The organism is Brachybacterium sp. UMB0905 (genome assembly GCF_002871795.1).
In the GTDB taxonomy this organism is placed as follows: Bacteria; Actinomycetota; Actinomycetes; order Actinomycetales; family Dermabacteraceae; genus Brachybacterium.
Window position 1 is genome coordinate 35,925 of sequence record NZ_PNHL01000015.1, and the last position, 24,374, is coordinate 60,298.

A 24,374-nucleotide genomic window follows, 5' to 3' on the forward strand; every position below is an offset into this window, starting at 1 on the left:
GGCGGCGAGGGGCCGCTGAACAGTGCCGACACGCTCGGTGAATTCTGCGCGACAGCCTCCTATCCACCCGGAAGCCTGCTTATTCTACGAGCAAGAAAAAGCGCAGATCTGTCGCGCCCATCGGCTCCCGCAGCTCCGACCCGAGAGGTTGATCATGGCCCGTCAGCACTCCACCTCCATCTCCCGCCGCACCGCCCTGTCCGCTGCCGCCGTCGCCGGCGGCGGCCTCACCCTCCTGTCCACCGCCTGCTCCTCGGAGAATGGCGGCGCATCCGATCCCGACACCGTGACCATCACCGGCAACTCCATCGTCGGGGGCAAGAACACCGAGAGCGCCGAGTGGATCGAGAACTATGTGATCCCCGGGTTCGTCGCCCTGCAGAAGGAGAACGGCCGGGAGGTGACGGTCGCCTTCGAGCCGCAGGGCGTGGACGACGAGGACTACAAGACCAAGGTCGCCCTAGATCTGAACTCCGGCCGCGGAGCCGACGTGATCGGCATCGACGGCACCTGGGTGGGTGAGTTCGCGCAGGCCGGATACATCAAGCCCCTCACCGAGGTTGCCGACGGGGTGGAGGACTGGGACGGCTGGGACCAGATCAACGAGGCCGTTCGGGACTCCGCGGCTTTTGACGGCGACCTCTACGGGGTCCCCGACGGCACGAACGGCCGCGTGTGGTACTTCAATCGCGATCTCTTCCAGCAGGCCGGCTTGCCCGAGGACTGGCAGCCCACCAGCTGGGAAGACCTGTTGGAGGCCGGGCGCGCCCTGAAGGAGCTTGACGGAGTGGTGCCGATCCAGCTCAATGCGGGCACCGCCATGGGTGAGGCCACCACCATGCAGGGACTGCTGCCCATCCTGGCCGGGGTCGGCGAGGAGGTCTGGGTGGACGGCACCTGGCTCGGCAACACCGAGGGCCTGCGTGAGGCCCTCACGCTCTACCGCACCATCTACATCGACGAAGAGCTCGGTGACCCGATCCTCCAGCAGGAGGCAAACGGCCGCGACGCCTCCTTCGAGGAGTTCTCCCAGGGCCGGATCGGCATCCTGCTGGAGGGTGATTACTTCTGGCGGGCCGTCGTGAACCCGGAGGAGGGAGTCGGCACCGCCCCGATGGAGAACCGTGACGAGGTGGTGGGATTCGCGAAGATCTCGGCTCGCGAGCCGGGGGCGGGGGTCAATGGCCAGGACTTCGTCTCCTTCTCCGGCGCCGGCTGCCAGGTGCTCAACCCCAATGCCGCCGATCCTGACCTCGCCTGGCAGCTCATCGAGTTCATGACGTCGGCGGATGCCATCAAGGAGCGCACCAAGAACACTGTCTCGATCACCCAGCGTGATGACGTGAACGCCGAGCGGCTCGGCGATGATCCGCTGCTGTCGATGATTGCCGACGAGGTGCTGCCGACGTCGCTGTACCGCCCCAGCCTCCCCGAATACCCGGAGGTCTCTGTCGCGCTTCAGCAGGCCACGCTCGACGTGGTCTCCGGCGTCTCGGTGGAGGAGGCCGCCCAGACCTATGCCGACACGGTCGGGGGGATCGTCGGTGACGAGAACGTGAGCAGCAGCTGATATGACATCTCGCCTGGTCCCCGCCCGGGTGCAGGGGCGCAGCTCCTCGCCCGGGCGTGTCCGCGCCACGGATGCCGCCGGGCTCGGGATAGCGCGCGCGATCGGCTTCGTCATGCCGGCGCTCGTGCTCATCGCGGTGTTTCTGCTGTTCCCTGCCCTGTGGACGATCTATCTCGGGCTGACCGATTACCGGCTCACGGGGCTCGCGGCGATCGCCACCGAGTTCGTGGGGCTGGACAACTACCGTCGGGCGCTCGCGGATCCGAGTTTCTGGGATTCCCTGCGGATCACGCTGATCTTTGTGGTCGTCTCCGGGATTCTCGGGCAGACCATGCTCGGCTTCGCCCTCGCCTGGGCGCTGCGGGGTCTGCGGGGCACCGCCCGCGGGATCCTCGAGACACTCGTGCTTACCGCCTGGGTGATCCCCGGGTCGGTCCAGGCCTTCCTCTGGCTTGCCCTGCTCGACCGGCGCAGCGGGACCCTCAATGAGCTGTTGGGAACCTCGGGGCACGCCTGGCTGATCGAGAACCCGCTGTCCATGATCATCCTGTTCAACATCTGGGCGGGCGCCGCATTCTCGATGCAGCTGTTTTCCTCCGCTTTGACAACGATCCCGCCGAGCCAGCTGGAGGGTGCCCGCCTAGCGGGTGCCGGGACCTTCGCGCAGCTGCGGGACGTGGTCCTGCCCTCTCTGCGCGGGCACATTCTGACCAACGTCCTGCTGATCACGCTGTGGACCTTCAATTCCTTCGGTCCCTACCTGCTCACGGCCGGAGGACCGAACGGACGCACCAGCGTGCTGTCCGTGTACATCTACCAGACCGCGATCCCCGGCGGTCAGCTGGGCATGGGCGCAGCGTTGTCGGTGATCATGCTCGTGATCAACCTGGTGATCGCCGTAGTGTCCATCTCGGCAGGGAGGGCGCGACGATGATTCTTCGTACTGGCCGCTCGGTCATCTCCCGTGTGCTGTTCGTGGTGTTCCTGGTCGCTGTGGGGGCGTTCTTCGCGATCCCCTTGGCGTGGCTGATGGTCGCCCCGTTCGACGCCTCCCCCAGCATGTCCGTGCAGTGGCCCGACTGGACGCTCGCGAACTTCCGCACGCTGGCGGAGAATCCGTACACACTGCGGTCCATCGGCAACTCGCTGCTTCTGGCCGTCGGCACGATGGCGGTCACCGTCGTAACGGCCACCCTGGCGAGCTATGCGCTGTCCCGCGTGCGGATCCCGGGGCGTGATGCGCTGCTCTACGGGATGCTGCTGCTGAGCTCCATCGTGACCGGCACTGCCGCGATGGTGCCCACCTTCCAGTTGATGACCGCGGTGAACCTGATCGATACCCGCACCGGGGTGGCGCTTGTGCTCACCGGTGGGCTGCTGCCGACGGTGATCTTCATCCTCAAGGACTTCATGGACTCTGTCCCGCGCTCCTACGAGGAGTCGGCGCGGCTGTACGGTGCCAGTCGGCTGCAGGTGCTGACCCATGTGGTGGTCCCGGTGGCCCGCCCCGGCATCGCGTTCGTGGCGATCTGGGGGATGGTCCAGGTCTGGGGGAACTTCCTGGTGCCCTTCCTCCTGCTCAGGGACCCGAACACGCAGCCTGCGGCGGTGCTGATGTACACGTTCTACACGGAGGCGGGCCAGGCCGATCTCCGCCTCATCTCGGTTTTCTCGCTGATCTTCGTGGCACCCGTGCTGGTGATCTACCTGGTGGTGAACCGTAAGTTCGGCTTCCGCTTCTTCGGAGGGATCAAGGCATGACATCACCGATCGCCCTGGACGGGGTCGTCAAGGAGTACCCGGGCGGGGTGCGGGCCGTGGACGGCATTGACCTGCAGATCGAGGCCGGGGAGTTCTTCGCGCTGCTGGGCCCATCCGGCTGCGGGAAGACCACCCTGCTGCGCTCCATCGCCGGCCTGGAGACCATCACCGAGGGCACACTGCACATCGGCGAGCGCGACGTCACCTCCTTGGAGCCCGGCGCCCGGGACGTAGCGATGGTGTTCCAGGACTACGCCCTGTTCCCGCACATGGATGTCGCCGACAACATCGCCTACCCCCTGCGGATCAAGAAGGTGGCCCGCGGGGAACGGCACCGGGTAGCTGAGCAGCGGGCGGAGCGGCTCTCGCTCGCGCATCTGCTCGATCGGCGGCCCGGCCAGCTCTCCGGTGGGCAGCAGCAGCGCGTCGCCCTGGCGCGTGCGATGGCCGCCCGTCCGCAGGTGCTGCTCCTGGATGAGCCGCTGTCCAACCTCGATGCGCGGCTCCGCCTGGAAGCGCGCACCTTCCTCAAGGAGCTGCAGAGCGAACTGGGGGTCACCACCGTCTTCGTCACCCACGACCAAGCTGAGGCCCTTGCTCTCGCTGACCGCATGGCGATCATGCAGGACGGCAGGATCCAGCAGGTCGGCACCCCGCGCGAGGTGTTCCACGATCCGCGCACCAGCTTCGTCGCGGGGTTCATCGGATCCCAGCCGATGACCCTGCTGGAGGGGACAGTCGGCGAGCAGGGCGTCGACATGCTCGGCATGACGATCCCCACCTCGCAGCTGCTGCTGCCGGACGGGACGGCGCTTGCCCCCGGGCATCCGCTGACCGTGGGGATCCGCCCGGAGTACGTCGGCTTCACCCCGGTCGGGGAGGCCGCCCTGGCGCCGCCCGAGGGGACGGTCTCCATCGAATCCGAGGTGGTGAGCGTCGAGAACCTTGGGGCGAGCGTGCTGGTTTCTACGCGCCGCGGTCAGGAGCGGGTGCAGGCAGTGATCCCCGATGACCGGATGCCGCAGCTCGGGCAGCTGGGGCGGTTCACGCTCCCTCTGCCGCGCACGCTGTTCTTCGATCGGGAGTCGGGTGAGCGGGCGTGGGAGGCCGCGGCATGAGCGCGCCCTCGCCCTCCGGGGAAGCGGTGCACGACGTCAACCTCACCCTCGAACGGCAGTCCCGTGATCGATACGTGTCCGTCCCGTTCACGGTGGCTCCCGGGACGAGGTCGTTCGAGGTCCGGGTGAGCATCAAGGGCAGTGCCGGTGAGGACCGCGCCGTGGTGGACCTCGGATGTGAGGGCCCGGCGGGATGGCGGGGCTGGTCCGGTGGGGCCCGGACCGGGTTCATGATCGGCGAGGACACCGCCACGCCGGGGTATGTGCCCGGTCCTCTGGAGAGCGGCCCGTGGAGCGTCATCCTGGGCATCCACGCCCTGCCCGGCGGGCCCGCGCGTGCGAGGGTCCGGGTGCTTTCACCGGCCGTGCAGCACCCGGATCACGGGGCAGATGTCGATGCGGCGCCGCGCACGGGCCGCGGGAGCGCTCGGCAGCTGCCGGCTCCCGCTGGTCTGCGGTGGTACGCCGCGGACATGCACAGCCACAGCCTCCATTCCGATGGCCGCTGCGGTCTGCACGAACTGGCACGCGAAGGCGTCCGCTCCGGTCTTGACCTGCTGTTCGTCACCGACCACAACACCGTCAGCCACCACGCCCACCTCGGTGCCGTTGCGGAGCGTCACGGGATCGGCCTGCTCCCCGGGCAGGAGGTGACCTCGCATCGTGGGCACGCCAACGCCCTGGGGCCGATGCCCGCGGTAGATTTCCGTCACAGCGTCGAGGACTGGGCCCGTCAGGTGCGTGCCGCGGGCGGCCTGCTGTCCGTAAACCATCCGGTCTCCGGGGACTGCTCCTGGCTGGAGACGGTGCCCGACGAGGTGGGCGGCGTGGAGATCCTCCATGCGGACTCCTATGCGCAGCCGTCCTCCACCGCTGCGTTCGCCTGGCTCGCCCAGGTGGACGCCTCGCGCAGGCACCGGGGCCTGGCGCCGCTGACCCTGCTGGGCGGCGGTGACTTCCACTCGCCCGAGGATCCCATCCGTCCCGGCACCCCGACCACGTGGATCTGCGCCGCCGACACCTCCTGGCCGAGCATCCTCGAGGCGCTGCGGGCCGGCCGCACCACCGTGACCGGCAGCGCCATGCTGGTGGATGGCATGTTGCGGCCCGACCTGCGTACCTGTCCGATCCTGCTGCGGGTGGACGACGGGAAGGCCCTGCACGTCCTCGCAGGCGCGGGCCATGTGCTTGTGGACCGCGAAGGTGGGCGCAGGACGATCACGGAGGACCGCTGCGTCATGGAGGCGCCGCGGGAGCTCGGGCCCTACCGGCTGGAGACCGCGCAGCGCTGCACCATCGCGATCTGCCGTTGAGCACGCCGAGGGGCATCCGGCCCCGTCGGCGCCCGTCGGCCCCCGTCGGCCCCTGTCACATGGGCTGGTACCGCGAGCGGGCGATTGCGTAGATGCCGTAGAGCGCGAGGCCCACGCCGATGACGCCGAGCGCGATCGTGCCGGCGGGCAGATCCGTCATGGCTTTCAGGGCGCCGTCCATGCCGGTGGCTTTGTCGGGGTCCGCGGCGATCGCAGCCCAGCCGAACAGCACCCCCACGCCGATCAGCGCGATGCCCTTGGCGATGTAGCCGATCATGCCGGTGACCAGGACGACGCGGCCGATGTTGCCGTCCTCGGGCGGGCGAATATCGTCCTCGAAGCCACGGGAGGCGCCCTTGAAGACGTGGTAGCCGCCGATGCCGAGCACCACGAGTCCCACGACGACGATGAGGATCCGCCCGCCGGGGTTGCCCATCAGCCCGGCGGTGAGCTCGGAGGTCGATTCGCCGGAGTCGCTGCTGCCACCGGCGGCGAAGCGCAGGGCGGTGAAGGACAGCGCCCCGTACACCGCGGCCTTGCCGTGGGTCTTCACGACGTGGGTGGCCTTCTTCTTCGCGTCCTGCTCCCACTTCGCGCCGAACCACGCTTCGGCGAGGTACCACAGCACGAGCAACGCCATCGCGAGCCCACCGATCCACAGCAGGATGTTCCCGCCGGGTACGGAGGAGATGGTCTGCAGCGCCCCGGACTGGTCGGCGTTCTGCGAGGAGCCTCCGGGCAGGGCCAGGCGCAGGGAGATCCAGCCGATGAGGATATGCACCAGCCCGCTCATGACGAACCCGCCGCGGGCGATGTTCTCGAAGATCGGATGCTCCGCGACATCCTCGGCGGCGTTCTCGACGTCCTTGGCGCCTTCTGTCGCGGCCCTGCTCGCGTTCATGCGGACATCGTAGGCGCGGAAAGGCCCTGGCCGGGGCCGTTCACGCAGGCCCGACGGGGACTGGTGCGGAATGCGGGAGCACTGCCGAGCAGGCATCGGCCTCCTCGTCACGCGGATCCTCTCGCCCTGATCCCGAGAGCCCCTTCTGGCGCCTGGCGGCACAGGTGGTCAGTGCCCTGTGGGCGCTCGTGATCGTGCCGGTGGCGCTGGGGATGCTGAGCATCGGAGCTGCGGGGCTCCTGGACACTGTGCGGATGGCCCTGTTCGAGAAGCGCGCGCCGCTCATGATTGGGCCCGGGCTGATCGAGGCCGGTGTGCTCGTGGTGATCGCGGCAGCGACGCGCTGGTCGCCGGGTTCTCTCGCGTCCCCGGGGGTGCTGCTGCTGTTCAGCCCTCTGGTCGCGATGCCGACGGTGGGTGCTGCGATCGCCGAGACCGTCCGGAATCTGCTGATCAGCTCCGGGGCGGATGCCGCGCTGCAGGGCGTACCGCTGACTGCCCTGCTCCACACGCTGGACCTGCTGGCCACCGGCGTGGGGTTCGCGGCCGGGGTCGTGCTCGTGGCGCACGGCACCGAGCTGCGTACCGTGATCCGGAAGGCGGATGCGCGGCAGCCCACCACATGATCGGAATGCGGCGCGGGACCCGCGGCGTCCTGCTGGTCGCCGGGGCCCCGCGCCTGACACGTCGTCTCGCTCAGCCCTCCACGGGTGTGATCTCGCCGCGCAGCATCTTGAGGACCACGAAGTTGTCCGCGTACGGGGCGTTCTCGAGGATCGGATCGTCCTCCGTCGGGAAGCCCTGCACGCGCACGCCCTCGAGCGCGGGGTTGTTCCCGTAGCGCTCGAACAGGGGGATGATCGGCAGCAGCTCGTTGAACGCGAGCGCGACCGCGGAGATGTTCTTCTTCTGCTCCTCCTCGTCCAGGCCCTGACCGGAGCGGGTCACCAGCTCCTCGAGGTCCACCGTGCCCTCGCTGGTCTCGACATCCTGCAGGGGGAAGTCGTAGCCCCTTCCGCCCTGGTTCTTCGCCAGCGGGATGTTGTGGACGAACAGGTCCGTGACAAAGGAGAAGTGCGGGTGCGGGTGCGCCGACGAGCCCCACGCCTGGATCGCCATCTCGAAGTCACCCTTGTCGATGTCGATCGGCGCCTGCTTCTCATCCAGGGCGCGGGCGGTGACCGCGATGCCGAAGGAGGAGAACTGCTCGGCGACGTTCTTGCCGGCCGCTGACCAGTCCGCGTAGGTCTGCGGGAACTGGATCTCGTAGGCCGCGGTCTTGCCCTCGGGGGTCTTCCAGGTTTCGCCGGACTTCGTCCATCCCGCCTCCTCGAGGAGGGCGGTCGCCTTCTCCGTGTCCTGCGCGTAGGGCTCGAGCTTGCCCTTGACCTCGTCTGTCAGCCACTGGTCCACGAAGTTGTCGGAAAAGCCCACCATGTTCTCCACCGCCATGCCGGATTCGGCCAAGGAGACCTGGCCGATGGTCGCCCGGTCCAGCAGGTACGCGAATGCCCGGCGGGTGCGCACGTCCTTGAACTCGGGGAACTTCCCCTGATTCAGGTAGAGCGCAGGGCCGGAATACACCGGCGGCCGCAGAATCGTGTATCCGGCGGATTCGAAGGGCTTCTCCGAGGCCGGGGCGAAGCCGTGTGTCGCATAGTCCACGTCGGTGGACTGGACCAGGGAGGTCACCTCGGTGGTCTCCCCGGCGTAGACGATGATGGTCTCGAACTTCACCGTGTCCGCGTTGAAGCCCTTGTCGTTGCGGCGCAAGGTGAGCTGGGTGTTGGTGATCGTGTCGTAGTCGAAGTCGTAGGGGCCCGAGACGATGACGTTCTCGGGTTTGAACTCTTGGAATTCGGTGCCGAGCTTCTCGCCATCCCCCTCGTCCATGGTTCCGCCGGCCTCGACGATCTTCTGGGCCCGATCCGCCCACTCGCCGTACTGGGCGGTGGAGATGATGTTGGACTTCAGCACGTAGCGCTCGAGCACCGCGGGCGGATCCTCGAAGCTGATCACCACGGTCTTCTCATCGGGCGCCTCGAGGGCGGTGATGAAGTCCCAGGCGGGCGAGCGCTGGATGAACTGCACGTAGAACGTGGTCAGGTAGTCCTGCGACGTCAGCTTGGACCCGTCGCTCCAGGTCAGCCCCTCCTTGAGCGTGACGGTGAGGGTCTTGGCGTCCTGGTCCAGCTCATGGGACTCGGCGATGAGGTACTCCCACGTCTGGTCCGCCCACAGCCATAGGGCCGACGGCGGCACCAGCAGGTCCCGGTACGGGCTGTCGGCAAGGACCACGTTGGGCAGCCCCGCGTACGGCTGCGCGCCGACGTTGAAGTGCCCCTCGGGCGGCTGGTTGAACGGCCAGGCGGCGTGGAAGGTCCCTCCCGCACCGCCGCCTCCCCCGCCGCCGTCCGGCTCGGCAGGGGCGCAGGCGACCATGCCCGCGCCTGCGACGCTGGTCAATCCGACGGCCTTGAGGACATCGCGCCGACTCCAGGTGGTGCTCATCGGTTCTCCTTCGTGGTGACGACATCGTCGTCGTGGTGGGGCTCCGCCGCGTCATCGTGACGGAGGTGGGCATCTCGGGCGGCCGATGCACCGTCCGAGGTCTCGTAGGGCAGAGCGGCACGGCGCGCGAGGAGCAGACGCACGAGCACGCTTCCGGCGACGGCGACCACGCCGAGCAGAAGCGCCAGCATCGCGACGACCCGCTCTGCAGTTCCGGCTCCGGTCAGGGGGAGCATGAGGGCCGCCCCGACCCCGATGAAACAGCCGAGCGACAGCAGTGCCCGGGTGGCGGTGTCGATCACGGCGCGCCTCCTGCCGCGGGAGCTGCGACGGACCCCGAGGCGGCGGAGTTCCCTTCGCGACCGGCGCCCGCATCATCGGTGATGACGGTGCAGGCGACCTCTTGCGCAGCGGCACCGGGGGCAGTGAGCAGCTGCGGGACGGCTTGTCGGCAGCGGTCTTCAGCGAGTGGGCAGCGCGGGTGGAAGCTGCACCCCTCCGGCAGGTGGGCGAGGCTCGGAATCTCTGCGCTACGCAGACCTGCCGCGGGGTCGGGCTCGCGCACCAGGTCCGGATCGGGCTCCGGAACGGCCTCCAGCAGCGCCTTCGTATACGGGTGCTGGGGATTGTTGATCACCTGCGGGGTGGGGCCGGCTTCCACGATCCGCCCCAGGTACATCACCGCGGTGCGCCCCTCCCAGGCGAAGTACTTCGCCAGGGCGAGGTCATGCGTGATGTAGATGAAAGCGACGCCCTCCTCCTTCCGCAGCCGGGTGAGCATGTTCAGCAGGCTCACGCGGATCGATACGTCGAGCATCGAGGTGGACTCGTCGGCGATCAGCAGCTTCGGGTTCAGGGTGAGCCCGCGCGCCACGGAGATGCGCTGGCGCTGACCGCCGGAGAGCTGGTGGGGGAACTTCTCGCGGTAGCTCTCCGGCGGGGTGAGGTCCACCCGCGTCAGCAGCTCGTCCACGGTCGCATCGACCTCGGCGCGGGTGCGGGCCAGGCCGTGGCGGCGCAGCGGGATCGAGAGAGTGGAGCGCACCGAACGGATCGGGTTGAGCGAGGCGTACGGGTCCTGGTGGATGTACTGCACGTCGCGGCGATAGCTGCGACGGTCCTGCCGGGACATGGCCTGCAGGTCCTGTCCGCGATAGCGCACAGCACCCGAGGTCGGTGCGGCCAGGCCCGCAGCAAGGCGCGCCGTGGTGGTCTTGCCGCTGCCGGATTCGCCCACCAGGCAGAGCACCTCCCCTTCGCCGACGGCCAGGGAGACATCGGAGACGGCCGGGAGGTCCTTGCCCTTAACGTGGAACACCTGGCACGCACCGTCGAGCTCGATGAGCGGCGGAGCCTCGGTGCCAGCACCGGGCACGATGTCCGCGCGGGAATCAGGCACGGGCGATCACCTTCCTCTCGTGATGCACCTGGTCATGGTGGATGCAGGCGGCAGCATGGGTCATGTCCCGCTCGCGCTGCTCGAGCGGGATGAGCGCAGGCTCGGCCTCCCGGCAGGCGTCGGTCACCAGCTCGCAGCGCGGTGCGAACGGGCAGCCAGGGGGAAGGGTGGCCAGTGACGGCGGGGCACCGGGGATCGAGGCGAGCTCGGGCAGATCACCTTTGACCGGCGGCACGGCGTTGATGAGCTTGGAGGTATAGGGGTGTCGAGGTGCAGAGAAGATGTCGCGCGTGGAGCCGGTCTCCACCACGGTCCCGGCATACATCGTGATGACGCGGTCGGCGAGCTCAGCTGCGAGCGCCAGGTCATGGGAGATGAAGATCATCGCGAAACGGTGGATTTCCCGCAGCTCAGCCAGCAGATCAATGACGGTGCGCTGGGTGAGGATGTCCAGTGCCGTGGTGGGCTCGTCCAACACCAGCAGGCGCGGGTTCAGCAGCAGCCCGGTGGCGATCAGGGCTCGCTGCTTCATTCCCCCGGAGAGCTCGTGCGGGTAGCTGGAGAGCACACGCGAGGGCTCCAGGCGCACCGAGCGCAGCGCTTCACCGGAGCGCTCGGCGATCTCGCGCCGCGAGATGCGGTGGGTGGCGTGATCGCGCAGGGTATCGGCCATCTGCTGGCCGACGGTGAGCACGGGGTTGAAGGCGTTCTGGGCGCCCTGGAACACCATGGCCGCCTCTGACCAGCGCCAGCGCCGCAGCTGGGAGGAGGTCATCGCGGTGACATCGCGCCGCTGGCCATCCTCCCCCGTGAACTCGATGCTGCCCCCGGTGATCTCCCCGAGGGTGGGCAGCAGGCGCAGCAGCGCGAGCCCCAGCGTGGTCTTGCCGCACCCGGATTCGCCCACCAGAGCCAGGGAGGTCTCGGGGTAGAGGTCGAAGCTCACGCCGCGCAGGGCCCGCACGCGCTGGTTCTTCCCGGTGCGGTAGGCGACCTCGAGGTCCCGCACCGACAGCACCGGGGCGTCCGGCGCGGAGCTGCGGTCATCGGCAGGGCGGGTGGAGGGGACAGTCGTGCTCATCAGCGCTCCCTGAGTCGGGGGTTGAGGATCTCCTCGAGGGTGCGGGTGAGGAGGATCAGTCCCAGCTGGAGCAGCACGATCATCGTCACCGGCGCGATGATGTACGGCATAGCATCGGGGTTGAACATTGCCCCGGCGGTCCACGCGTCGTTGATCATGATCCCCCAGTTGGAGCCCTTCTGCGGGGCCAGGCCCAGCAGGTACATGCCGACCATCGCGTAGATCGCGTTGGTGACGGCGATGATGAAGTTGATGAGGATGTAGCTGGCCATGTTCGGGACGATCTCGCCGAAGACGATGCGCACCCAGCCCACGTCCAGCAGCTGCGCGGCCTCCACGAACTCCCGCTCCTTGAGGGAGAGCACCTGCGCGCGGATGGACCGCATGAGCACCGGCCAGCTGAGCATGCCGATGATCAGCGCCAGCAGCAGGGGGGAATCCAGCTTGTAGAAGGCGCCCACCACGGCGAGCAGAACAATCTGCGGGACCGTCATGACGATGTCGGTGATCTGCAGCATCAGCGCATCGAAGCGGCCGCCGAAATACCCGGCGAGGGCGCCGATGGACACGGCGATCACGGTGGTGATCACGGCGGCGAGGAAGCCGACCATGAGCACGGTGCGGCCACCGGTGACCAGCAGATGGAACGTGTCCTTCCCACCGCCTTCGAGACCGAGCCAGTGCTCGGCACTGGGCGCCTCCCAGGCCCGGGACGGGTCACCGGTCACACGCGTGCCCATGATGAGCGGTCCCAGCAGCGACAGCAGCACGATCGCAGCGACCAGGCACAGGCCCCCGAACCCGGACCACGACCGGGTGAGCTCATTGAACAGGCGGCGCAGCGGACTGACGCCGGAGGCCTTGGACTGGGTGGGCAGGGCGTCAGTGGTGCCTGCCGAGGGTGCCGTGGCGGTCATGCCGCTCCTCCTTCGCCCAGACGGATCCTCGGGTCGAGTGCCGCATTGACGAGGTCAGCGGCGAGGTTGGCGAGCACGACGGTGATGGTGACCACGAGCAGCACACCCTGGATCGTCGGGTAGTCGCGGGAGTTGATCGACTCGAACAGCAGCAGACCCACGCCCCGGTAGGAGAAGGTCTGTTCGACGAAGATCGCACCCCCGACGATGAAGCCGGCCTGAGTGGCGATCTGTGCGATGAGGGGCAGCAGGGCGTTGCGGCCCACATAGTTGGTCTGGATCCGCACGTCCTTGAGGCCGCGGGCGCGAGCCACGGTGACGTAGTCCTCGCCGAGCACCTGCGTGGTGGATGCCTTCATGATGAGCGCCCAGGTGCCGAGGGTGGTGAGGATGTAGGTGATCATCGGCAGTGTCGCGTGGTAGCCGATGTCGGAGAGGAAGCGGAAAGACAGCTCTGGGGAGACGCCCGGACTGACGTTGCCGCGCATACGCGTGTAATCGATGACGCCCAGTTGCACGGCACCGACCACGACGATCAGGATCGCGAGCAGGTAGTTGGGGATCGCGTGGAAGCCGGAACCGATGATGGACACGGCGTGGTCGATGATCCCGCCGCGTCGGTAGGCCATGATCATCCCCAGCAGAAGGCCGACGGTGATGGAGATGATCAGGGCCATGCCCACGCTGTAAAGGGTCCACGGCAGGTACTCGGCGATCTTCTCTGCGACGCCGACACCGGGGGTGGCGATCGATGTGCCGAGGTCCCCGCGCAGCAGACCGCCGAGATAGTCGAGGTACTGGCGCCACAGCGGAGTCGAGGGGTCGAAGCGGAAGTAGGCGAGCGCCTCGCGGCTGGCCTGGTCGTAGGACTTGCCGTACAGCGCGATCTGCTGGTTGATGTACACCTCGACGGGGTTGCCGGGCAGCAGCCGTACCAGCAGGAACACGCCAGAGGCCACCACCCAGATCACGAAGACGGCACGCACCAGTCGGCGCAGAACGTAGGAGTGGTAGATCCGCTGCGCGAGAGGGCGCCGGCGTCGTGCGATCGCTTGGGGCTCAGGATGCGCCTCTACGGCCTGAGCCTTGAGGTCAGCGCCGTCCTCTGGAGGGCGGGCATCGCGACCTCCCCGGAGGGTCGGAACATCAGCGTTCATCATTCTCCTCAGCGAAACGGCACGACGATGACGGCACTGTAGAGCACATCACACTCATCCTGATAATCGGTCCCGAGACTCGGCGTGCTGCGGCACGCGCCCGGTTCGCGGCACAGGTGTCGGCTCACGCCGCCCTATCGGGCCCCGCCGCCCATTCGTGTTCACCTGCTCGCCACCGCGCGTCAGTAGCGTGCCGCGCAGAATGCCGCTCGCACGCACGATGGGGAGGGGGCGAGCATGGACCTGGCCGCATGGGCGATCGCCGTCATGGAGTTCCTGGGCGGGCCCGGAACTATGCTGGTCATCGCTGCGGAAGCGCTGTTCCCGCCGATTCCCGGGGAGATCCTGCTGCCGTTCGCGGGGGTGACGGCGGCGGAGAACCACCAGCATGTGCTGGTGCCGATCGCGTGGACCACCGCCGGGTCGGTGCTCGGCGGGCTCGGGGTGTACAGCGTGGGGCGGGCCCTGGGGCTGCGGCGCACGCGGGCGCTCGTGCAGCGGCTGCCGCTGCTGGAGGAGAGCGACGTGGATGCGGCGATGCGTTTCTTCGACCGCTACGGCTTTCCCGCCGTGGCGATCGCGCGCTTCGTGCCGATGGTGCGCACGTTCATCTCCATCCCGGCGGGCATCGAGAACATGCCGGTCTGGCTGTTCGCCCTGGCCACGGGCCTGGGGTCAGGGATCTGGAATGCCCTGTTCGTGGTGGCCGGTTACTTCTTCGGGATCGCCGGCGGGGAGGCACTCGAAGGATTCGTGCGCCTGTATTCGGGTGTGGTCGCGGCGATCGGGATCATCGGCGGGATCGGGTTCCTGGCCAAGCGCCTGCGGGACCGGCGGCGCCAGCGCGAAGAGACGGCCGACGCCGGGTGAGGGCTGGGAACGGCGGCGCCGCACCCGGCACCACCGCCCCGCCTGACCTCACTCCTTCTCGTACGCCGCGGACTGCTCGAGCACCGCGCGCAGCCGCGCGAGGTCGAGCTTGCGGGAGCGATCGAAGGCGACCACGCCGTTCTTCTCCTGGAACACGTCGGTGAGCTGCGTGTAGCACAGGCCGAACATGTCGGGGTCCTCCATGAGCACGGCGGTGAGCCCGGCGAAGCGCTCGTACAGCTCTTCGACGTCGAGCACCCGCTGCCCATAGCCCCAGGACTCAGCCTGATCCACACCTTCGCCGCCGTTCGCATCGGCCCGAGCCGCGGCGCGCCTGGCCTCTTCCTCGTTCCACCAGATCCCGCCGTATTCGGAGACGAAGAACGGCTGGCCGGCGTAGGGAATGGAGAAGGTGCCGTCCATGTGCGGGCGGGTCAGCTCAGGCAGGTGCGCACGGTTGAGGAACGGATCCCCGTCGGCCAGTCCCGCCTGCTCGCGCCGGAATGCCTGCGGGTCCTGCTCGTAGGAGTGTGAGTCGTACACGTCGGCGCCGCGCACGCGGTGGGAGTACCCGGAGGCATCCAGCACGGGCCGGGAGGGATCGGCGAGCTTGGTCGCGTTGTACATCGCGTGGGTGACGTCATCGAGCACGGTGATCTCATCGTGCAGCGCCTGGTGGGTTTCGTTCAGGGGGCACCAGCCGATGATTGCGGGGTGGTTGATGTCCCGCTGGACAGCCTCGACCCACTGGGCGACGAACGACGCGGTGGGCTGTTGGTTGTGGCCGACGGGTCCGAGCCCGCTGACGCCCCAGTCCCCGAACTCGCCCCAGACGAGGTATCCGTGCAGGTCCGACCAGTAGAGCATGCGCTCTTCGAAGACCTTTTCGTGCAGGCGCGCCCCGTTGAACCCGGCTTCGAGCGCGATCGCGATATCCTCGCGGATCGCGGCGTCCGACGGGGCGGTCATCAGGGAGCTCGCCCAGTACCCCTGGTCCAGGACGAGGCGCTGGAATACCTTGCGGCCGTTGATGCGGAACTCGCGGCCATCGAGGCTGGTGGAGCGCAGCCCCGCGTAGGAGTGCACCTCATCGAGCACCTGCCCGTCGGCGTCCACCAGACGCATCGTGAGGGCGTACAGCTCCGGCGCGCCGGGCGCCCAGACGCGCACATGCTCGGTGGGGATCACGAGCTGAAGGTGCGGCGCGAGGTCGAGGTCCGCGCGGATGCTGGCCTCAGCGACGACGTCCCCGCCGGGGACGGCGGCCTGCGCCTCGAGGCGGCTGCCGGGCACCGCGCGCGTCAGCGGCACGTCGATCGCGAAGGCGTCGGCCGCCAGCTGCGGGAGGATCCGCAGGGAACGGATCGCGGCCTGCGGCACGCCTTCGAGCCAGACGGTCTGCCAGATGCCGGTGGTGCGGGTGTACTGGCAGTGGGTGTTGGCTGTCCAGGTGGCCTGCTTGCCGCGGGCCTGCGCGGCGTCTCGCGGGTCGCGGGCGCGCACCACGATCTCCACCTCATCCCCGGCCTCCACCTCATCCCCGGCGGCGGCGATGCCGGTGAGGTCGGCGCTGAAGGGGGTGAAGCCTCCGCGGTGCCGGGCGACCTCCTGGCCGTTCGCCCACACGGTCGCGTCATGATCCACGGCGCCAAAGTGGAGGATGGGCCGACGGCCCGCCCAGTCGGCCGGGATCGTGACGACGCGGCGGTACCAGACGGCCTCGAGGAAGTCGGTGTCGGCGATCCCGGAGTCCTCGGACTCGGGGGCGAACGGCACGGTGATGCTGCGGCTGTAGGGCTCGGTGAGCAGGCCGCGGTCGATCCCGGAGTCCCCGCGGTCGATCTCGAAGTCCCAGGTGCCGTTGAGGTTCAGCCAGGTGGGGCGCCACAGCTGGGGGCGCGGATGCTCGGGGCGCGGCACATCGGCGGCGGCGGAGAGCGGGGGTTCGAGGTGGGTGGCGAGCTCGGTGGCGCGATCCAGCAGGTCGGTGAGGCCGACGGTCGGCTGGGCGGCGGAGTCGGGCTGGGCTCGGTCAGGCACGGGGACCTCCTCGGTCGCGGGTCTGCGCGCGGTCCATTCCGCGGCGATGCATCCATCGAACCGCACTTTCCCCCGGATTGCAACGTGGGAATCCCGAGCGTTAACAAGGGTGCCGTTGGGGGTTTCTCAGCGGTGCCCGCTGGACTCGCGCACCACCAGCCGGTGCCCCACCACGACCTCCTGGCCGCCGGAGGCGGGGTCGAGCGCCGCATCGAGTGTCGCGGCGACGAGGGCTTCGAGATCCGGCGCCACGGTGGTCAGCGCCGGGACGGCGTACGCGGATTCGGGCAGGTCATCCCAGCCGACGACGGCCACGTCCGCCGGGACCGCACGCCCGGCCTCGCGCAGCGCGGCCAGAGCACCGAGGGCCACGAGGTCGTTGGCCGCGATGATTCCGTCGGCCTCCGTCCCCTCGGCCAGAGCCCGACGGGTGGCCTCTTGTCCCCGCTCCCGCCCCCACTCCGGCAGCGGGATCTCCCCCACCAGGGATGCCGCGCCGCCGGCGGCGCGGAGGGCTGCACGCACTCCGAGCAGGCGTTCGGCGCCGGTGGAGAGGTGGCGGGTTTCCACGCCGAGGAACAGCAGTCGCGTGCAGCCACGCTCGAGCAGGTGGCGGGTGACGTCGACGGCGCTGGTGACATTGTCGATCGCGACGTGGGAGACGCCGTGCCCGGCCCGGACACGCTCACCGAGGAGGACGAGGGGGACATCGGTGGTGCGGGCGTAGATGTCGCGGTCGGTGAGCTTCTGCGGGGACATGATGACGGCGTCAACGGGCCTGCCCGGAACGCCCTCGAGGTACTGCTGCTCCACCTCGGTGCGCCCCAGGGACACCTGAATCTGCACGTCATAGCCGCGTCGAGCGGCGGCCACCTGCAGCTTCTCCGCGAGCAGGGCGAAGTACGGGTTGGACAGCTCGGGGATGACGAGCGCGATCCGCCGCGTGGGCCCGCCGCGCAGATCCCGCCCGAGGACGTTCGGGACGTAGCCGAGCTCCTCGATGGCCCGCTGCACCCGCTCGCGCGTGGCCGGGCTGACCACGGGCCGGTCGTTGACCACGTTGGAGACGGTCTTCCAGGACACCCCGGCGCGCGCGGCGACGTCCTTGATCGTCACGCGGCGCGGGCGCGCGCCCTCGGCTCGCGGCATGTCCCACCCGTCCTTCCTGCGGCTCCGCCGCCCCATGACCGGTTCCCGCTTGGCGCAGCACATGGTCCAGCACCAGCGGCCGACGCCTCCAGTCTTGACCGGCACCCGGCTCCAGTGCTTCACTCTCACGTGAGAACAACGTGTGGCACACGCTACTGCACACGGTCATCGACGACCAGAAGGAAGCTCGCATGGCACCGCTGCATTCCCTTCGACGCACCCCGCAGGTCGGCTCCCGGGCTGCGGGCACCCCGTCCATCGGCGCCCGACGGACTGGCACCCACCCCGGCCTCTCCCGCCGCGCGCTGCTCAGCCTCGGAGCGCTCGCCCCGCTCGCCGCCGCCAGCTGCTCTGGCCCGCTGGGCTCCGCAGCGAGCGAGGTCTCCGTGTGGGATCTGTTCAGCGGCGCCGATGGCGAGAACATGCGCGGGATGATCGCCGAGGTGCAGGAGAGCATCGACGGGCTGACGGTCCGCCCCACCACCCTGTCCTGGGGCAACCCGTACTACACGAAGCTCGCGATGGCCTCGAGCTCGCAGGCCCCGCCGGACACCGCGATCATGCACGTCTCGCGCATGCCCGGGTACGCGCCCGGCGGTCTGCTCACCCCATATAACCCGGCGCTGCTGGCCGAGGTGGGGATCCGCCAGGAGGACTTCACCCCGGCGCTGTGGGAGAGCTGCACCTATGACGGTGAGCTGTTCGCGCTGCCGCTGGACACCCACCCGTTCATCGCGTTCTTCGATCAGGCGATCGCGGAGGAGGCCGGGGTGCTGGCCTCCGACGGGACCGTGGAGATCGGATCCCCCGAGCAGATGCAGGAGGTGGGGGCGAAGCTCGCCGAGGTCACCGGCGCCCAGGGCATCGCCTTCGGATACCTGCTGGACACCGCGCAGGCGTGGCGCCTGTTCTGGGGGCTGTTCCATCAGACCGGCGGCGAGGCGCAGATCGAGGTGGGCAAGAAAGCCGCCCTGGACATCGACGCCGCCGCGAGCGTGATCAGCGCCGTGAACTCGTGGATGGACGGCACCGTGATGCCGGACAACCTGGATTACGGTGGGGCGCTCGCCTCATTCGGCAGCGGCCGCACCGGCATGATCCTCTCCGGCGAATGGGAGCTCGGCGGGTTCCGCGAGGCCGTCGAGAATCTGGATGCGATGCCGATGCCGACGATGTTCGGCACCCCCGCGAACTACGCCGACGCCCACACCTATGTGCTGCCCGCGCAGCGCGGGACCTCTCCTGAACACACGCGGTACGTGTATGAATTCCTCGCCGCGATGCTGCAGCAGGGCGGTCAGTGGGGCACCGCGGGTCATATCCCTGCCTATCTGCCCGCGCAGGACACCGCGGAGTACCGCGATCTGCTGCCGCAGAACCATTACGCCGCCGCTGCGGAGACCGTGGTGTTCGATCCGCCGGTGTGGTTCACCGGCGCCGGCACGGACTTCCAGAACCGGATGAGCCAGCAGCTCATCGAGGGGTTCCGCGGCACCATCGAGCCTGCCCGCTGCGCCGAAGCGCTCGTGGATGTGCTCGATGGATTCCTGTCCAGCCCCGACCCGACGGCCTGAGGAGGCCCCCATGCGCAGACACACCCCCGCTGCCTCCCGCGGCGCCCTCTGGTTCGCGGTCCCCTATGCGATCTCCTTCGCGCTGTTCCTGCTATGGCCCATCGTCTACGGGCTGTGGATGTCGATCACCGATCAGTCGTTGGCGACCACCCGGCTGAACATCATCGGCCTGGACAACTACATCGAGGCGCTCGGCGATCCGGAACTGTGGAGAGCCCTGTGGACCACGGTCGTGTTCACGGTGGTCTCCTCGGTCCCGCTGGTGGCGCTCGCGCTGCTGCTCGCCTACCTGGTGGCCACCGGGCTGCCAGGACAGTGGCTGTGGCGCCTATCGTTCTTCGCACCGTACCTGCTGCCGGTCTCAGTGGTCACGGGGATCTGGGGGATGCTGTACGCCAATGACTTCGGGCTGATCAACGGGCTGCTGGCCCGCGTCGGCGCCGAACAGATCCCGTGGCTGTCCGATAAGTCGATCGCGCTGTGGGCGATCGTGCTGGTGACGCTGTGGTGGACCATCGGCTTCAACTTCCTGCTGTACCTCACGGGTATCCAGGCGATCCCCGAGCATGTCTATGAGGCCGCCCAGATCGACGGCGCGGGACCGTTCCGCCGCCTGTGGTCGGTGACGCTACCGATGCTGCGCCCCACCACCATCTTGATCATCCTGCTGCAGCTGCTGGCGTCGATGAAGGTGTTCGACCAGGTGTTCCTGCTGACCGCCGGCGGTCCGGAGGGCTCCACCCGCGTGGTGCTGCAGTACATCTACGACGTGGGCTTCAGCGGCTACCGCCTGGGGTACTCCGCGGCGGTGTCATACCTGTTCTTCGCCCTGATCGTGCTGATCTCCCTGGTGCAGGTCGCCCTGATGCGCCGCACCTCGAAGGAGGCCTGAGATGTCCACCGCCACCCCCACAACGACCACCCCTGTCCCCGCGACGGGCACCTCTGCGATGCGGCCGACGCTTCGGCGCGCCGACCGGCATGCGGATCGGGCAGACCAGGCGCGGATGCGGGATCTGACCCTCGGCAAGGGGCCGGTGCTGCGCACGGCCGCGTTCATCGCCCTTGCCGTCGTGGCGCTGCTGTGGGTGACGCCGATTGCCTTCGCGGTGGTCACCTCGCTGAAGACGGAGGCCGATGCGACCGCGACGCCGCTCAGCCTGTGGCCATCGGAGGGCTTCACCCTCGAGCATTACGTGAGCGTGTTGGCCGCCGGGGATATTCCCCGCTGGATCCTCAACTCGACGGTGGTGTCGGTGCTGGTGACGGTGCTGACGCTGGCGCTGTCCGCCCCGGCGGCGTACGTGTTCTCGCGGCATCGCTTCCCGGGCCGACGCCTGCTGTTCGCTCTCACGGTCGCGGCGATCATGGTGCCGCCGCAGATCCTCATCGTGCCGCTGTTCGAGCAGATGAAGCTGCTGCGGCTCTCGGACACCCTGCTGGGTGTGGCACTGCCGCAGGTGGTGGCGCCGCTGATGGTGATCGTGCTGAAGAACTTCTTCGACCAGGTCCCGGTGGAGCTGGAGGAGGCGGCCAGGATTGACGGCGCCTCGAACCTGCGGATCCTGTGGCAGATCGTGCTGCCGCTGTCCCGCTCGATCCTCGTGGCGGTGGCGATCTTCGTGTTCATCGGTTCGTGGAACAACTTCCTGTGGCCCTTCATCGTCACGAACTCCCCGGAGCTGATGACGATCCCGGTGGGGCTGGGCACGGTGAAGAACGCCTACGGCATCCAGTACGCGCAGGGGATGGCTAGCGCGATCATCGGCGCGCTGCCACTGCTGATCCTGTTCATCCTGTTCCAGCGGCACATCGTGAAGGGCTTCGCGACGACGGGGCTCGGCGGGCAGTGACGCAGCGCTGGTAAGCCGGGGCGCGGGCGGGGCTGCGTGGGTCCGTGTAGCCCTGCCCTAGTGGCCCCGCCCGATGTCGCAGGTGGGACGTATCCTGCTGATGCGTTCGGTGGCTGCGGCGTCGCAGCGGCCGCGCGTTCCCGCCTTGCCCCGAGGAAGCGAGCGTCATCCCGTGTCCTTCAATCACGCGCAGTTCATCTGGTCCGCGGCGGACATCCTCCGCGGCACGTACAAGCAGCATCAGTACGGAGATGTGATCCTGCCGTTCACGGTGCTCTCCAGGCTGGATGCGGTGCTGGCGCCCTCCAAGCAGCGGGTGCTGGAGGTGCTCGGGGATGCGCAGTGGGATCCGGAGCCGCCGGCGGCGATGCTCCGCAACCGGGCCGGGCACGAGTACACCTTCTTCAACACCTCCCGGCATGACCTGAAGTCTCTGCAGGGCGATCCGGACAATCTCGAGGAGAACCTGCGCGACTACGTCAGCGCGTTCAGCTCCAATGTGCGGGAGATCTTCGAGAAGTACGCCTTCGAGGATCGGATCATCGAGCTGGCGCAGAACGATCTGCTGCTGCAGGTGCTGCAGCATTTCGCGAAGGTGGATCTGCATCCGAACGCGGTCTCCAACGAGCAGATGGGCCACATCTTCGAGGAGCTGATCCGCAAGTTCGCGGAGGCCTCGAACGAGACGGCCGGTGAGCACTTCACGCCGCGGGATGTCATCGATCTGATGGTGACGCTGCTGCTGGCACACGCGGAGGATCTAGGCAAGGACCATGTGGCCCGGGAGATCTACGACCCCACCGCCGGCACCGGCGGGATGCTCACGATGGCCGATGAGAAGATCAAGGCGGAGAACCCCACGGCGGAGGTCTCGCTGTATGGGCAGGAGATCAACCCGGCGTCCTACGCGATCTGCAAGGCGGACATGGTGGTGAAGGGCCAGCCGATCGACAACATTGTGCTGGGCAATACGCTGACGAACCCGGCGTTCCGGGGCCGCACCTTCCATTTCGCGCTCTCGAACCCGCCGTTCGGGGTGGATTGGAAGCAGTCCCGCAAGATCGTGACCGAGGAGCATGAGGTGCGGGGCTTCGAGGGCCGCTTCGGGCCGGGCTTGCCGCGCGTGTCCGATGGCTCCACGCTGTTCCTCATGCACCTGATCTCGAAGCTGCGCGAGCCGCAGCCGGGTGATCCGAACGCCCAGGCGGGGCGGGGTGCGATCGTGCTGAACGGCTCACCGCTGTTCACGGGCGGGGCGGGCTCCGGGGAGTCGAACATCCGCAAGTGGGTGCTGGAGCAGGACTACCTGGAGGCGATCATCGGCCTGCCCACGGACATGTTCTACAACACGGGGATCGCCACCTACGTCTGGCTGCTGAACAAGGACAAGCCGGCCGGGCGCCGCGGCAAGGTCCAGCTGATCGACGCGACCGGCATGTTCGAGAAGATGCGCAAGTCCGTGGGGTCCAAGCGCAAGCAGCTGAGCCGCGAGCACATCGCGGAGATCACCCGGCTGTTCGACGCGTTCGAGGAGTCCAAGCATTCGAAGATCTTCCGCACGGAGGATTTCTTCTACCGCACCATCACGGTGGAGCGCCCGCTGCGGGTGGACTACGCGTTCTTGCCGCCGCGTGTGGAGCGGGTGATGGCGCTCCGGCAGCTGAAGAAGGCCGACGAGGGTGCGCTCGCCGCGTTTCGTTCCGGGATGGAGAAGGCGGCCGATGCCGATGGCGGCGTCACCTCGACTTCGCGCAAGGAGTTCAGCGCCCGCGTGGGCGAGATCGCCGACGAAGCACAGCTGAAGCTCACGGCCGCGCAGCTCAAGGCCGTGCTGGGCGAGCTCGCCGAGCATGACGACGAGGGCGAGCTCGTGATGCAGGCCGGCAAGCCCCTGCCCGATGCGGCGCTGCGGGACACCGAGAACGTGCCGTGGGATGAAGACGTCGCCGAGTACCTCGAGCGCGAGGTGAAGCCCTGGGTGCCCGACGCCTGGATCGACCACTCGAAGACCAAGGAAGGTGCGGAAATCCCGTTCACCCGGCACTTCTACGAGTATGTGCCGCCTCGGCCCCTGGAGGAGATCGACCGGGACCTGGATGAAGTGCTCGGGCGGATCCGGGCGCGGCTCGAGGAGGTGAAGGGGTGAGCGGATTCCCCCTAGTCGAGCTGCGGCGAGTCACGACCAACCTCGACCACTTGCGCATCCCCATGAACGCTTCTGAACGTGCCGAGTTCCCGGGCGAGGTCCCTTACTGGGGAGCAAACAGCATTGTCGACCACGTCGAGCGAGCACTCGTCTCCGGTCCGCTCACACTTATCGGTGAGGACGGAGCCCCATTTTTCGACCCGATCCGTCCCGTGGCGTTCGCCACGGACGAGCCCATCTGGCCGAATAACCACGTACACGTCCTTCGGCCTTCCAAGTTTGCCGATCACAGGTTTCTTGCGTACGCACTCAACAGCATCGACTATCGCCCCTACATCAAGGGTTCAACTCGCGACAAGCTCAATCAAGCAGACCTCTCCGCAATCCTGGTTCCGCACCCAGAGCTGGCAGTTCAGCGTGCAATCGCCGACTACCTCGACCACGAGACCGCCGAGATCGATGCGTTTATTGCGGACCTGGCCACCTTGCTGGAACTTTCTCACGAGCGTGTTCACGCACAGCTAAGTGACTCTTTGTCAAGGTTCGAAGCTGAGACGCGCCCCTTGCGCCGTTTCTTGTCGGCAACCGATCAGGGGTTCAGTCCGGATGCCGATTCGAGCCCAGCTGTGGCTGATGAGGCCGGCGTCCTAAAAGCAGGTTGCACCAACTTCGGCATCTTCCGCCCCGAAGCAAACAAGAAACTACTACCGTCCACAGTGTTGCCTGACAGCAGTCGAGTCCTCGACGGCGACCTCATCGTCACCCGCGCAAGCGGATCAATCCATCACGTAGGTTCGGCAGCCATAGCCCAAAACGGCGGACGAACACTATACCTCAGCGACAAAACCTATCGACTAACACCAAACGCCTTTGCCTCGCGTGAGTACCTAGTCGAAGTAATGCAATCCACCGCCTATGGCGATGTCAAGGCGTCGAAGCAACATGGGGCTCGCCGGCGAGCAGTCGAGCGAATGCCTCGGTGGGCGTGAGATAGCCCAGTCGGCGGCGGGGTCG

The 24,374-nt window shown here is 68.0% G+C and carries 21 protein-coding genes; 12 read left to right on the top strand and 9 right to left on the bottom strand.

Annotation, left to right across the window (positions count from 1 at the left end):
- The first annotated feature begins 154 nt into the window (after positions 1-154).
- Genes CJ197_RS12810 through CJ197_RS12830 form a run of 5 tightly spaced genes read left to right on the top strand, consistent with a single transcriptional unit; the run spans position 155 to position 5,762 of the window.
- Complete coding sequence (locus CJ197_RS12810) at positions 155-1,570, top strand: extracellular solute-binding protein (RefSeq protein WP_102237135.1); 1,416 nt, start codon at positions 155-157, stop codon at positions 1,568-1,570.
- A 1-nt stretch (position 1,571) separates the two neighbouring features.
- Positions 1,572-2,504 (top strand): carbohydrate ABC transporter permease, encoded by a 933-nt coding sequence (locus CJ197_RS12815; protein WP_102237136.1) that lies wholly within the window; start codon positions 1,572-1,574, stop codon positions 2,502-2,504.
- Positions 2,501-3,331, top strand: a complete 831-nt coding sequence (locus CJ197_RS12820; RefSeq protein WP_102237137.1) for a carbohydrate ABC transporter permease — start codon at positions 2,501-2,503, stop codon at positions 3,329-3,331. The genes CJ197_RS12815 and CJ197_RS12820 overlap by 4 nt, the downstream gene beginning before the upstream one ends.
- Entirely contained in the window at positions 3,328-4,449 is a 1,122-nt protein-coding gene (locus CJ197_RS12825; RefSeq protein ID WP_102237138.1) for an ABC transporter ATP-binding protein, read from the top strand. Before CJ197_RS12820 ends, CJ197_RS12825 begins: the two co-directional genes overlap by 4 nt.
- Positions 4,446-5,762, top strand: a complete 1,317-nt coding sequence (locus CJ197_RS12830) for a CehA/McbA family metallohydrolase (RefSeq protein WP_146007780.1) — start codon at positions 4,446-4,448, stop codon at positions 5,760-5,762. The genes CJ197_RS12825 and CJ197_RS12830 overlap by 4 nt, the downstream gene beginning before the upstream one ends.
- Positions 5,763-5,817: 55 nt before the next feature.
- Here CJ197_RS12830 and CJ197_RS12835 read toward each other — a convergent pair whose 3' ends face one another.
- Positions 5,818-6,663: a DUF1206 domain-containing protein gene (locus tag CJ197_RS12835; protein ID WP_102237140.1), complete on the bottom strand. Its 846-nt coding sequence runs from the start codon at positions 6,661-6,663 to the stop codon at positions 5,818-5,820.
- Between the two features lie 164 nt (positions 6,664-6,827).
- Between CJ197_RS12835 and CJ197_RS12840 the strand changes: the two genes are divergently transcribed.
- Positions 6,828-7,289, top strand: coding sequence for a hypothetical protein (locus CJ197_RS12840; protein WP_102237141.1), 462 nt, complete (start codon positions 6,828-6,830; stop codon positions 7,287-7,289).
- 70 nt (positions 7,290-7,359) lie between these two features.
- Here the strand turns inward: CJ197_RS12840 and CJ197_RS12845 are convergent, their stop codons facing one another.
- Genes CJ197_RS12845 through CJ197_RS12870 form a run of 6 tightly spaced genes read right to left on the bottom strand, consistent with a single transcriptional unit; the run spans position 7,360 to position 13,728 of the window.
- Positions 7,360-9,174, bottom strand: a complete 1,815-nt coding sequence (locus tag CJ197_RS12845) for an ABC transporter substrate-binding protein (protein WP_102237142.1) — start codon at positions 9,172-9,174, stop codon at positions 7,360-7,362.
- The gene (locus CJ197_RS12850) at positions 9,171-9,476 is read right to left on the bottom strand and encodes a hypothetical protein (protein WP_102237143.1); all 306 of its coding nucleotides are present in this window, start codon (positions 9,474-9,476) and stop codon (positions 9,171-9,173) included. The genes CJ197_RS12845 and CJ197_RS12850 overlap by 4 nt, the downstream gene beginning before the upstream one ends.
- The gene (locus CJ197_RS12855) at positions 9,473-10,573 is read right to left on the bottom strand and encodes an ABC transporter ATP-binding protein (protein WP_199173934.1); all 1,101 of its coding nucleotides are present in this window, start codon (positions 10,571-10,573) and stop codon (positions 9,473-9,475) included. The genes CJ197_RS12850 and CJ197_RS12855 overlap by 4 nt, the downstream gene beginning before the upstream one ends.
- A complete protein-coding gene (locus CJ197_RS12860) occupies positions 10,566-11,654 on the bottom strand; it encodes an ABC transporter ATP-binding protein (RefSeq protein ID WP_102237144.1) in 1,089 nt (362 codons plus the stop codon). The genes CJ197_RS12855 and CJ197_RS12860 overlap by 8 nt, the downstream gene beginning before the upstream one ends.
- The gene (locus CJ197_RS12865) at positions 11,654-12,571 is read right to left on the bottom strand and encodes an ABC transporter permease (RefSeq protein WP_102237145.1); all 918 of its coding nucleotides are present in this window, start codon (positions 12,569-12,571) and stop codon (positions 11,654-11,656) included. Before CJ197_RS12865 ends, CJ197_RS12860 begins: the two co-directional genes overlap by 1 nt.
- A complete protein-coding gene (locus tag CJ197_RS12870) occupies positions 12,568-13,728 on the bottom strand; it encodes an ABC transporter permease (protein WP_102237146.1) in 1,161 nt (386 codons plus the stop codon). Before CJ197_RS12870 ends, CJ197_RS12865 begins: the two co-directional genes overlap by 4 nt.
- Before the next feature lie 237 nt (positions 13,729-13,965).
- Between CJ197_RS12870 and CJ197_RS12875 the strand changes: the two genes are divergently transcribed.
- Positions 13,966-14,598, top strand: coding sequence for a DedA family protein (locus CJ197_RS12875; protein WP_102237147.1), 633 nt, complete (start codon positions 13,966-13,968; stop codon positions 14,596-14,598).
- A gap of 48 nt (positions 14,599-14,646) precedes the next feature.
- Here CJ197_RS12875 and CJ197_RS12880 read toward each other — a convergent pair whose 3' ends face one another.
- Positions 14,647-16,638 (bottom strand): glycoside hydrolase family 2 protein, encoded by a 1,992-nt coding sequence (locus CJ197_RS12880; RefSeq protein WP_369801548.1) that lies wholly within the window; start codon positions 16,636-16,638, stop codon positions 14,647-14,649.
- 126 nt (positions 16,639-16,764) lie between these two features.
- Entirely contained in the window at positions 16,765-17,787 is a 1,023-nt protein-coding gene (locus CJ197_RS12885; RefSeq protein ID WP_102237148.1) for a LacI family DNA-binding transcriptional regulator, read from the bottom strand.
- Between the two features lie 191 nt (positions 17,788-17,978).
- Between CJ197_RS12885 and CJ197_RS12890 the strand changes: the two genes are divergently transcribed.
- From CJ197_RS12890 to CJ197_RS12910, 5 genes are all read left to right on the top strand, one after another.
- Entirely contained in the window at positions 17,979-19,361 is a 1,383-nt protein-coding gene (locus tag CJ197_RS12890) for an extracellular solute-binding protein (protein WP_102237149.1), read from the top strand.
- A 10-nt stretch (positions 19,362-19,371) separates the two neighbouring features.
- Positions 19,372-20,253, top strand: coding sequence for a carbohydrate ABC transporter permease (locus tag CJ197_RS12895; RefSeq protein ID WP_199173935.1), 882 nt, complete (start codon positions 19,372-19,374; stop codon positions 20,251-20,253).
- A gap of 1 nt (position 20,254) precedes the next feature.
- The gene (locus CJ197_RS12900; RefSeq protein WP_102237151.1) at positions 20,255-21,214 is read left to right on the top strand and encodes a carbohydrate ABC transporter permease; all 960 of its coding nucleotides are present in this window, start codon (positions 20,255-20,257) and stop codon (positions 21,212-21,214) included.
- Between the two features lie 172 nt (positions 21,215-21,386).
- Positions 21,387-23,360 carry a class I SAM-dependent DNA methyltransferase gene (locus tag CJ197_RS12905; RefSeq protein WP_233190938.1) on the top strand — a complete coding sequence of 658 codons (1,974 nt, stop codon included), beginning with the start codon at positions 21,387-21,389 and terminating at the stop codon, positions 23,358-23,360.
- On the top strand, positions 23,357-24,349 hold the full coding sequence (locus CJ197_RS12910; RefSeq protein WP_102237152.1) for a restriction endonuclease subunit S: 993 nt from the start codon (positions 23,357-23,359) through the stop codon (positions 24,347-24,349). The genes CJ197_RS12905 and CJ197_RS12910 overlap by 4 nt, the downstream gene beginning before the upstream one ends.
- Positions 24,350-24,374 lie beyond the last annotated feature (25 nt).

What these genes read in the sequence shown, in the direction of transcription:
- CJ197_RS12810 (WP_102237135.1), top strand. Translation starts at nt 155, where the DNA reads ATGGCCCGTCAGCACTCCACCTCCATCTCCCGCCGCACCGCCCTGTCC.
- CJ197_RS12815 (WP_102237136.1), top strand. Translation starts at nt 1,572, where the DNA reads ATGACATCTCGCCTGGTCCCCGCCCGGGTGCAGGGGCGCAGCTCCTCG.
- CJ197_RS12820 (WP_102237137.1), top strand. Translation starts at nt 2,501, where the DNA reads ATGATTCTTCGTACTGGCCGCTCGGTCATCTCCCGTGTGCTGTTCGTG.
- CJ197_RS12825 (WP_102237138.1), top strand. Translation starts at nt 3,328, where the DNA reads ATGACATCACCGATCGCCCTGGACGGGGTCGTCAAGGAGTACCCGGGC.
- CJ197_RS12830 (WP_146007780.1), top strand. Translation starts at nt 4,446, where the DNA reads ATGAGCGCGCCCTCGCCCTCCGGGGAAGCGGTGCACGACGTCAACCTC.
- CJ197_RS12835 (WP_102237140.1), bottom strand. Translation starts at nt 6,663, where the DNA reads ATGAACGCGAGCAGGGCCGCGACAGAAGGCGCCAAGGACGTCGAGAAC.
- CJ197_RS12845 (WP_102237142.1), bottom strand. Translation starts at nt 9,174, where the DNA reads ATGAGCACCACCTGGAGTCGGCGCGATGTCCTCAAGGCCGTCGGATTG.
- CJ197_RS12860 (WP_102237144.1), bottom strand. Translation starts at nt 11,654, where the DNA reads ATGAGCACGACTGTCCCCTCCACCCGCCCTGCCGATGACCGCAGCTCC.
- CJ197_RS12865 (WP_102237145.1), bottom strand. Translation starts at nt 12,571, where the DNA reads ATGACCGCCACGGCACCCTCGGCAGGCACCACTGACGCCCTGCCCACC.
- CJ197_RS12870 (WP_102237146.1), bottom strand. Translation starts at nt 13,728, where the DNA reads ATGAACGCTGATGTTCCGACCCTCCGGGGAGGTCGCGATGCCCGCCCT.
- CJ197_RS12875 (WP_102237147.1), top strand. Translation starts at nt 13,966, where the DNA reads ATGGACCTGGCCGCATGGGCGATCGCCGTCATGGAGTTCCTGGGCGGG.
- CJ197_RS12885 (WP_102237148.1), bottom strand. Translation starts at nt 17,787, where the DNA reads ATGCCGCGAGCCGAGGGCGCGCGCCCGCGCCGCGTGACGATCAAGGAC.
- CJ197_RS12890 (WP_102237149.1), top strand. Translation starts at nt 17,979, where the DNA reads ATGGCACCGCTGCATTCCCTTCGACGCACCCCGCAGGTCGGCTCCCGG.
- CJ197_RS12895 (WP_199173935.1), top strand. Translation starts at nt 19,372, where the DNA reads ATGCGCAGACACACCCCCGCTGCCTCCCGCGGCGCCCTCTGGTTCGCG.
- CJ197_RS12900 (WP_102237151.1), top strand. Translation starts at nt 20,255, where the DNA reads ATGTCCACCGCCACCCCCACAACGACCACCCCTGTCCCCGCGACGGGC.